This is a genomic window from Mycolicibacterium palauense (genome assembly GCF_002592005.1).
Classification (GTDB): Bacteria; Actinomycetota; Actinomycetes; order Mycobacteriales; family Mycobacteriaceae; genus Mycobacterium; species Mycobacterium palauense.
Genome location: NZ_NVQF01000144.1, coordinates 1 through 8,326, shown reverse-complemented (window position 1 = coordinate 8,326; position 8,326 = coordinate 1). Strand labels below are relative to the sequence as shown.

8 protein-coding genes and 1 pseudogene are annotated in these 8,326 nt (G+C 71.2%); 6 read left to right on the top strand and 3 right to left on the bottom strand.

Going from position 1 to position 8,326, the window contains the following annotated elements; all coding sequences use genetic code 11:
• Nucleotides 1-47: 47 nt before the first annotated feature.
• Together hypB and CSR00_RS28675 are read right to left on the bottom strand one after the other, a co-directional pair.
• Complete coding sequence (gene hypB, locus CSR00_RS28680; protein ID WP_099025761.1) at nucleotides 48-809, bottom strand: hydrogenase nickel incorporation protein HypB; 762 nt, start codon at nucleotides 807-809, stop codon at nucleotides 48-50.
• Between the two features lie 19 nt (nucleotides 810-828).
• Complete coding sequence (locus CSR00_RS28675; protein WP_099025760.1) at nucleotides 829-1,164, bottom strand: hydrogenase maturation nickel metallochaperone HypA; 336 nt, start codon at nucleotides 1,162-1,164, stop codon at nucleotides 829-831.
• 194 nt (nucleotides 1,165-1,358) lie between these two features.
• Here CSR00_RS28675 and hypF point away from each other — a divergent pair, with 194 nt between their 5' ends.
• The 4 genes from hypF to hypE are packed head-to-tail and all read left to right on the top strand — an operon-like array spanning nucleotide 1,359 to nucleotide 6,331.
• The gene (hypF, locus tag CSR00_RS28670; RefSeq protein ID WP_099025759.1) at nucleotides 1,359-3,872 is read left to right on the top strand and encodes a carbamoyltransferase HypF; all 2,514 of its coding nucleotides are present in this window, start codon (nucleotides 1,359-1,361) and stop codon (nucleotides 3,870-3,872) included.
• A complete protein-coding gene (locus CSR00_RS28665; RefSeq protein WP_099025758.1) occupies nucleotides 3,845-4,156 on the top strand; it encodes a HypC/HybG/HupF family hydrogenase formation chaperone in 312 nt (103 codons plus the stop codon). Before hypF ends, CSR00_RS28665 begins: the two co-directional genes overlap by 28 nt.
• Nucleotides 4,153-5,256, top strand: a complete 1,104-nt coding sequence (hypD, locus tag CSR00_RS28660) for a hydrogenase formation protein HypD (RefSeq protein WP_099025757.1) — start codon at nucleotides 4,153-4,155, stop codon at nucleotides 5,254-5,256. Before CSR00_RS28665 ends, hypD begins: the two co-directional genes overlap by 4 nt.
• A complete protein-coding gene (hypE, locus tag CSR00_RS28655) occupies nucleotides 5,249-6,331 on the top strand; it encodes a hydrogenase expression/formation protein HypE (RefSeq protein ID WP_099025756.1) in 1,083 nt (360 codons plus the stop codon). Before hypD ends, hypE begins: the two co-directional genes overlap by 8 nt.
• Here the strand turns inward: hypE and CSR00_RS28650 are convergent.
• The gene (locus CSR00_RS28650) at nucleotides 6,328-7,110 is read right to left on the bottom strand and encodes an HAD family hydrolase (protein WP_218014558.1); all 783 of its coding nucleotides are present in this window, start codon (nucleotides 7,108-7,110) and stop codon (nucleotides 6,328-6,330) included. The two genes, hypE and CSR00_RS28650, sit on opposite strands and share 4 nt — an antisense overlap.
• Before the next feature lie 246 nt (nucleotides 7,111-7,356).
• On the opposite strand from CSR00_RS28650, the gene CSR00_RS28645 reads away from it, so the two are divergent.
• Nucleotides 7,357-8,031: a response regulator gene (locus tag CSR00_RS28645; RefSeq protein WP_099025754.1), complete on the top strand. Its 675-nt coding sequence runs from the start codon at nucleotides 7,357-7,359 to the stop codon at nucleotides 8,029-8,031.
• Nucleotides 8,031-8,326, top strand: a pseudogene (locus CSR00_RS28640) (ATPase); the annotation flags it as partial. The gene CSR00_RS28645 and the pseudogene CSR00_RS28640, both read left to right, overlap by 1 nt.

Sequence of the window (8,326 nt, the reverse complement as noted above, 5' to 3'; positions counted from 1 at the left end):
GGCAGGGGTAGCGGCGGCAGCGTCAGATGTGGATCAGAGACAGTCCGTCAGTCGCGCAGGAATTCGCGCAGCCAGCGGTACCAGGCATCCATGCCGGCGCCGGTGCGGGCACTGACGGGCAGGATCGTCGCCGCGGGGTTGACCTCGCGGACATGGGCGATGTACTGGTCGACGTCCACGTCCAGGTGGGGGACCAGGTCGATCTTGTTCAGCAGTACCACGTCCACCGACCGGAACATCACCGGATACTTCAGCGGCTTGTCCTCGCCCTCGGTCACCGAGTACACCATCGCCTTGGCGTGCTCACCGACGTCGAACTCCGCCGGGCACACCAGGTTGCCGACGTTCTCGATGATCACCAGGTCGAGTTCGGGCAGCCGCAGACCCTGCAGCGCCCGGTTGACCATCGGTGCGTCGAGGTGGCACTCCCCGCCGAACCCGTTGGCGGTGTTCAGCAACGACACCTGAGCCCCCCGGCCCTGCAGCTTCTCGGCGTCCAGCGCGGTGGCGATGTCACCCTCGATCACCCCCACGGCAACCTCCGCGGCAAGCTCGTCGAGGGTGGCCGCCAACAACGTGGTCTTGCCCGAACCGGGTGAGCTCATCAGGTTCAGTGCACGGATCCCGTTGGACTCGAAGGCTTCCCGGTTGATCGTTGCCCGGACGTCGTTCTCGGCGAAGATCGATTCGAGCACCTCGATGCGCTGGCCGCCGGTGGCATAGCCGCTGTGGTCGTCATGGACGTGCCCGTCGGCGCCGTGCTCGTGGGTGTGCACGGTGCCGTCGTCGTGACGGTGGAATCGACCCATGGTGAAGCCCTTTCGCTCGTCAGGTGACGTCCATCGAGGTCACCAGGAACTCGTCGCCGCGGACCACCGTCACGTCGGCGCTCGTGCAGTGTGGGCAGCACACCGACCACCGCGACTCGATCTCGCCGTGCTCACCACATGTCCGGCATACCACCTCGGCGGGCACGAATTCGAGTTCGAGTTCGGCGCCGGCCATGTCCTCGTGTTCACGCACCAGCGTCCAGCAGAACTCCAGCGATTCGGGAACCACCTGGCGCAGGGCCCCGACCCGGACCCGCACCGTGTCGACCCGGCGATCCCCGGCGTTGGATCGCACCACGCCCGCGATGGCGTGGCACAGCGACAACTCGTGCACCCCGCCATGCTGCCCTGTCGCGCGGTCGTTTGTCGCGGATAGTGCCGGGAAGGTTGCCTCGACGATTCGCAGAAATGCGCAGAGTTTCTGTGCCAAATTGTGATTGTCGTGGTGTTTGACCGGGTCTAGCCTGGGCACTACCTACCCGCGCCGGCAGCCCATACGGCGTGGAGGCTTCGCTGCTCAGGAGGTCCATGAGGGGCAGTCGCAAGAACGAGGCGAGTGTGCGGTTGCGGCTGGACATCACCGGCGTGGTGCAGGGCGTCGGCTTTCGACCGGCCGTCGCCCGCCTCGCGCTGCGTCGCGGGGTGCACGGATTCGTCTACAACGACGCCGGTTCGGTGCGCTGCGAACTCGAGGGCGACGCCGACACCGTCGACGAGGTGGTCGCGGAGATCCGGGCCGCCGGGGCACCGCCGGCGGCGCGCGTCGACGCCGTGGCCGTGACACGGTTGGCCCCGATCGGGGAGCGCGGGTTTCGCATCGTGGACAGCCGGGACGGTGACATCGACGGTGGCATCGACGGTGGCGTCCATGACGGCGTCGGGTTCGAGGGCCGCCCGGGTGCCCCGGCGCGCACCCTGGTGCCGCCCGATATCGCCATCTGCGCCGACTGCCTGCGCGAACTGCGTGATCCCGGCGACCGCAGGTTCGGGCACCCGTTCATCACCTGCACCAACTGCGGACCGCGCTACACCGTCATCACCGACCTGCCCTACGACCGGCCCGCCACGACCATGGCGGGATTCCCGATGTGTGCGGCGTGTGCCGCCGAGTACCGGGACCCCGCGGACCGGCGCTACCACGCACAGACCATCGCCTGCCCACGGTGCGGGCCGCGGCTGTCCTGGACGGGTCCGCCCGGGGACGTGGTGGGGCGCAATGATCCGGTCATCGGGCCGATCGAGTCCGCGGTGCGCGCGCTGCAGGCCGGGGCGATCGTCGCGGTCAAGGGCATCGGCGGCTACCACCTGGCCTGCCTGGCCGACTCCGCGCCCGTGGTCGCCGAGCTGCGCCGCCGCAAGGACCGGCCCGCCAAACCGTTCGCGGTGATGGTCGGTGATATGGCTGCCGCGCAAGGGATCTGTGATGTCAGCGATGCGGCTGCGGCACTGCTGGCCGGTCCCGCGGCGCCGATCGTGCTGATGCCCGGCCGGGATCGCCAGGTGCAGGCCGCGGTCGCGCCCGGCCTGGCCGAGGTGGGCGTCATGCTGGCCTACTCGCCGGTGCACCACCTGCTCTTCGACCGGCTGGGATCACGGCCGCTGGTGATGACCTCGGCCAATCGCGGTGGGTCGCCCATCGTGTTCCGCGACGACGATCTGTCCTGGATCGACGGGCTCGCCGACGCCGTGCTCTCCCATGACCGCCCGATACACGTGCCGTGCGAGGACTCCGTGCTCACGGTGGCCGCGGACGGCGCGCCGGTGCCGATCCGGCGCTCGCGTGGTTATGCGCCGCTGCCGGTCAGCGTCGGCAGCGGCCGTCCGGCCCGGTCCGGGGACGTCATCCTGGCCACCGGCGGAGACCTCAAGACCACTTTCTGCCTGCTGGGCTCCGACGGCCGCGGACACATGTCGGCGCATCTGGGGGACATGGCCGACCCGCGCACCCAGTCCTGTTTCGAGTCGGCGTTCACCCATCTGGCCTTCATGACCGGCCGGCGCCCCACCGTCATCGCCCGGGACCAGCACCCGGGCTACGCCACCACCCGGTGGGCCCAGCGCCGGCGCCTCGAGCAGCAGCTGGAGGTGGTGCCGGTGCAGCACCACCACGCGCATGCGGTGTCGCTGCTGGCCGAACACCGACGGCTGGGCGCCCCGGCCTTGGCGGTGGCCTTCGACGGCACCGGGTACGGCACCGACGGCACCATCTGGGGTGGCGAACTGCTGGCGATCACCGATCCGGCGGCGTTCACCCGCCTCGGCCACCTGGCGCCGTTCGCCCTGCCCGGCGGCGACGGCGCGGTGCGCCAGCCCGCCCGCATCGCGCTGGACCTGCTGCACCGGGCCGGCATCGAGTGGGCCGGTGATCTGCCGCCGGTGGCCGCGGTGGGCGACCCCGGGCTGTCCATCCTGGCCCAGCAGGTCACCCGGGGCGTCGGTTGCGTGCCGACCAGCAGCGTCGGCCGGTTGTTCGACGCGGTGGCCAGCCTGCTCGGGGTGTGCCAGGCGGTGACCTACGAGGGGCAGGCGGCCGTCGAACTGGAGCATCTGGCCCGCCGGGGACGGCCCGCCGCGCTGGACTTCGAGGTCGCCGACGGTGTCCTGAACCCGCTGCCGATGATCGCGGCGATGGTCGACGGGCTGCGCCGGGGCCGCGAGCCGGCCGATCTGGCCGCCGGGTTCCACACCGCGCTGATCCGGGCGACCGCCGCGGCCGTGGCCGAGTGCGCCGGCATGGCCGGCGTCGACACGGTGGGCCTGACGGGCGGCGTGTTCGTCAACCGGATCCTGCTCGACGGGCTGCGCACACGGCTCGGCAGCGACGGCTTCGACGTCCTGATCCATGCGGTGCTGCCCTGCAATGACGGCGGCCTGGCGCTCGGGCAGGCCGTGGTCGCCGCGGCCCGCCTGGACCGGCCGGGCGGCGAGCAGCCCGGAGAACCCCACCGACCCGCGCATCGGGGCGCACCCAATGCCGCACCCGATGCCGCACCCGATGAGGAAGGAAGTGCCGTATGTGCCTCGGAATCCCCGGCAAGGTAGTCGACATCTGGGAGGACGCGGGTACGCGGATGTCCACGGTCGACTTCGGCGGGACCAGCAAGACCGTGTGTCTGGCCTACCTGCCCGACATGCAGATCGGTGAGTACACCATCGTCCACGCCGGGTTCGCGATCACCCGGCTCGACGAGGAATCGGCGCGCCAGACCCTGCAGATGTTCGAGGACCTCGGCGTTCTCGACGAGGAACTCGCGGGCAGCGAAGGCCAGGCAGCGTCGCCGGAGGCAGCCGCGGAGGCGGCGCCGGGCAGGAGGGAGACGGCATGAAGTACCTCGACGAATTCCGGGACCCGGCGGCGGCGCGCACCCTCGTCGACCAGATCCGGCGCCGCGCCACCCGGCCCTGGACGATCATGGAGGTCTGTGGCGGGCAGACGCATTCGATCATCCGCAACGGCCTCGACCAACTGCTCGACGGTGCGGTGGAGTTCATCCACGGTCCCGGGTGCCCGGTCTGCGTGACGCCGCTGGAGATGATCGACCGCGCCCTGGAGATCGCCGCCACCGACAACGTCATCTTCTGTTCGTTCGGCGACATGCTGCGCGTCCCGGGCAGCCATCAGGACCTCTTCTCGGTCCGGGCGCGCGGCGGCGACGTGCGCATCGTGTACTCGCCGCTGGACGCCACACGCGTCGCCGCGGACAACCCGGACAAGGAGGTGGTGTTCTTCGGGGTCGGGTTCGAGACCACCGCCCCGGCCAATGCGATGGCGGTGCTGCACGCCCAACGCCTCGGGCTGTCGAATTTCTCGATGCTGGTGTCGCATGTGCTGGTGCCGCCGGCGATGACGGCGATCCTGAGTTCACCCACCAACCGCGTCCAGGGCTTCCTGGCCGCCGGCCACGTCTGCACGGTGATGGGCACCCGGGAGTACGGGCCGCTGGTCGAACGGTTCCAGGTGCCGATCGTGGTCACCGGCTTCGAGCCGTTGGACCTGCTCGAGGGCGTGCGCCAGGTGGTCGATCTGCTCGAGGCCGGCACCTGCGAGCTGCGCAACGCCTACCCGCGCGCGGTCACCGACGCCGGCAACACCGTGGCGCAGCAGACCCTGGCCGAGGTGTTCACCGTGACCGACCGGCAATGGCGCGGCATCGGCATGATCCCCAAGTCCGGGTGGACGCTCTCACCCCGGTTCGCCGACTTCGACGCGGAGCGCAGGTTCGGCGTGGGGCAGCTGCGGGTGTCGGAGTCCAGCGAATGCCACAGCGGAGAGGTGCTGCAGGGCCTGCTCAAGCCCAACGAGTGCCCGGCCTTCGGCACCTCGTGCACCCCGCGGACTCCGCTGGGGGCCACCATGGTCTCCAGCGAGGGCGCGTGTGCGGCCTACTACCAGTTCCGGCGGCTGGGGGAACCCGCGCATGCCTGACTCTCCGGTCACCGTCGACCCCGGCGACTGGGTGTGCCCGCTGCCGCTGCGGGAGACCAAACGCATCGTGCTCGGTCACGGCGGCGGCGGTGTGCTCTCCGAGGAGCTCATCGAGAACCTCTTCCTGCCGGCCTTCGGCAACGGGACCGCCCCCGGGGCGGAGCGGATGCGGGACTCGGCACTGCTGGAGACCCCCGGCGGGCAGATCGCCCTGACCACGGACTCCTACGTCGTGCAGCCGCTGTTCTTCCCGGGCGGCAACATCGGCGACCTCGCGGTGAACGGCACGGTCAACGACCTGGCCTGCAGCGGCGCCCAGCCGATCGGGCTGACCGCGGGTTTCATCCTGGAGGAGGGCCTGGAACTCGAGGTGCTCGGCGCGGTCGCCCAGACCATGGGCAGGGCCGCCGCGCAGGCCGGCGTCGACATCGTCACCGGTGACACCAAGGTGGTGGGACGCGGCGGAGCCGACCAGCTGTTCATCAACACCGCCGGTGTCGGGGTGGTGCCACCCGGTGTCCGGATCGGGCCCGAGCGGGCGCGCCCCGGCGACCACATCATCGTCTCGGGGAACCTGGGCGAGCACGGTGTGGCGATCATGAGCGTGCGCGAGGGCATCGACTTCGGCACCGTCGTCACCAGCGACAGCGCCCCGCTGCACCGGCTGGTCGCGGCCATGCTGGAGGCGTCGGATCCCGCCGCCGTCCACGCGCTGCGCGACCCCACCCGCGGGGGGCTGGTCGCCTCGGTCGTCGAGATCGCGCGGGCCGCCTCGGTGGGCGTCGAACTGGACGAGGCCACGATCCCGGTGCCCGACACCGTGTCCTCGGCCTGCTCGTTCCTCGGGCTCGATCCGCTGCAGGTGGCCAACGAGGGCAAGCTGGTGGCGTTCGTGGATCCCGCGCACAGCGAGGCGGTGCTGGCCGCCATGCGGTCGCGCCCGGAGGGGGCCAACGCCACGATCGTGGGGCGGGTGGTCGCCGAGCATCCGGGCATGGCCGTGGGCAGGACCGCGTTCGGCACCAGTCGGGTGATCGAACGTGAACTCGGCGAACAGCTTCCGAGGATCTGCTAGCGAAGCAGGCAGTGGTGCCGGTGGTGTGCCTGCCGACAGCCGTCGGTGCCCAGCGGGGTCCGGCCGTCGAAGCCGTCGAACACCGCGGCGGCCCCGGTGAAATCCTGTCCCGCGGTGTAGTCGTTGGTCACCACGACGGTGGCCAACCCGGCGCGCCGGGCCGCCCGCAGGCCGGGTTGCGAATCCTCCACGGCCAGCACGCTCTCCGGGGCCAGATCCAGCTCGTCGAGGGCGCGCAGGTACACCTCCGGATCGGGTTTGCCGCGGCTGACCTCGTCGCCGGTGATGAGGACCTCGGCGATGCCGTCACCGACGACGTCGCGCACCAGCGGCTCGACCCAGGCCCGGCTCCCGGTCGACGCGACCGCGACGCGGATGCCGCAGTTGCGCAGCTCGCCGATCAGCCGTGGCAGGCCGGGCCGGGCGCCGATCTCACCGTCGAGCACCCGGCGGGCGAACATCGCGGTCTTGGTGGAGTGCACCGCGGCGGCCAGCCGGTCGGCGGCGGCGAAACCGCGGGAGCGCAGGTCGTGGGCGATCCGGCGCCGCCCGCTCCTGATGGCCAGCAGCCGGCCGTAGTCGTCCGGGGTCCAGCTGACGTCGAGACCGTGGGCGGCGAAGGCGGCGTTGAAGGCGGGGCGGTGCCCGTCGCGCTCGGTGTCGGCCAGGATGCCGTCGACGTCGAAGATGACCGCCTCGAGCAGGCAGAGCCGGTCGGTGCTCAGACCGTGCTCCCACCAGAAGCCGCGGGGCGGCGCCGTCGTCATTGCCGGGCACACGCGGGCAGTGTCGCCGATCCCGGCCCCCGTGCGCATCCCCCGATACGGGGATCTTCGCCCCCCGGTTCTCACCCGGTTGCCGCCGGTGGTGACCGACCGGATCGGGGCGGTGGAATTCGGCCGCCCGCGTCGGCTCACGAGGGATAATCGGGGAAACGCGTCCGGACGGAACGACGACCGGCATGACGACCGAGCTGACGGAGGAAGGGCCGTGACCCCACTTGGCCGCGCGATTGCCGTGACCCGATGACGGCACCGGTCGCCACCACAGCCCCGGTGCGGGTGGTCCTCGTCGACGATCACGAGATGGTCATCGAGGGCCTCAAGGCGATGCTCGCCTCCTTCGCCGACCGTGTTCTGGTGGTGGGGGAGGCCGTCGGAGCGGAGACCGCGCTGGCCGTGGTCGCCGGCCTGAAACCCGACATCGTGCTCTGCGACGTCCGGATGCAGGGGGCGAGCGGGCTGGACCTGTGCCGCGAGATCCGCGAACGCGACCCCGAACGCAAGGTGATCCTGCTGTCGGTGTACGAGGACGAGCAGTACCTGTTCCAGGCGCTGCGGGTCGGGGCGTCGGGATATCTGCTCAAGGGCATCAGCAGCGACGAGCTGGTGCGGCAGCTCGAGTATGTGCACGCCGGGTCGACCGCCATCGACGCGGGGCTGGCCGCGCGCGCCGCGGAGACGGCCGCCCGGCTGCAGCGCGACGAGTTCTGGCCGGGCGCCCGGCAGGGTCTGACCCAGCGGGAAAGCGAGATCCTCGCGTTCGTGGTCGCGGGGCTGTCCAACCGGGGCATCGCCGCCAAGCTGGTCATCGGCGACGAGACGGTCAAGAGCCATCTCCGGTCCATCTACCGCAAGCTGGGTGTCAGCGATCGCACCGCCGCGGTGGCCACCGCACTACGGGAGGGCATCTACCAGTGATGCCGGACGCCCACTCGGTGCATGGACTGGTCGACGCCGACCGCGAGGTGGCGCTGCTGCTGGACATCGTGGCGGCGACCTCCACCGGCCCCGGCGTGGAGTCCGTCGCGGCGGCGGTGTCGCGGCTGATCACCGCGGCGACCGCCTCGGACGTGTGTTTCGTGCACGTGCTCGACGATTCCGGGGCGTCGCTGACGCTGGCCGGGGCCACCCCGCCGTTCGACGATCAGGTGGGGCGGGTCAAGTTGCCGCTGGGGGAGGGGGTTTCGGGCTGGGTGGCCAGCCACCGCCGGCC

What these genes read in the sequence shown, in the direction of transcription:
- hypB (WP_099025761.1), bottom strand. Translation starts at nt 809, where the DNA reads ATGGGTCGATTCCACCGTCACGACGACGGCACCGTGCACACCCACGAG.
- hypF (WP_099025759.1), top strand. Translation starts at nt 1,359, where the DNA reads ATGAGGGGCAGTCGCAAGAACGAGGCGAGTGTGCGGTTGCGGCTGGAC.
- CSR00_RS28665 (WP_099025758.1), top strand. Translation starts at nt 3,845, where the DNA reads ATGTGCCTCGGAATCCCCGGCAAGGTAGTCGACATCTGGGAGGACGCG.
- hypD (WP_099025757.1), top strand. Translation starts at nt 4,153, where the DNA reads ATGAAGTACCTCGACGAATTCCGGGACCCGGCGGCGGCGCGCACCCTC.
- hypE (WP_099025756.1), top strand. Translation starts at nt 5,249, where the DNA reads ATGCCTGACTCTCCGGTCACCGTCGACCCCGGCGACTGGGTGTGCCCG.
- CSR00_RS28645 (WP_099025754.1), top strand. Translation starts at nt 7,357, where the DNA reads ATGACGGCACCGGTCGCCACCACAGCCCCGGTGCGGGTGGTCCTCGTC.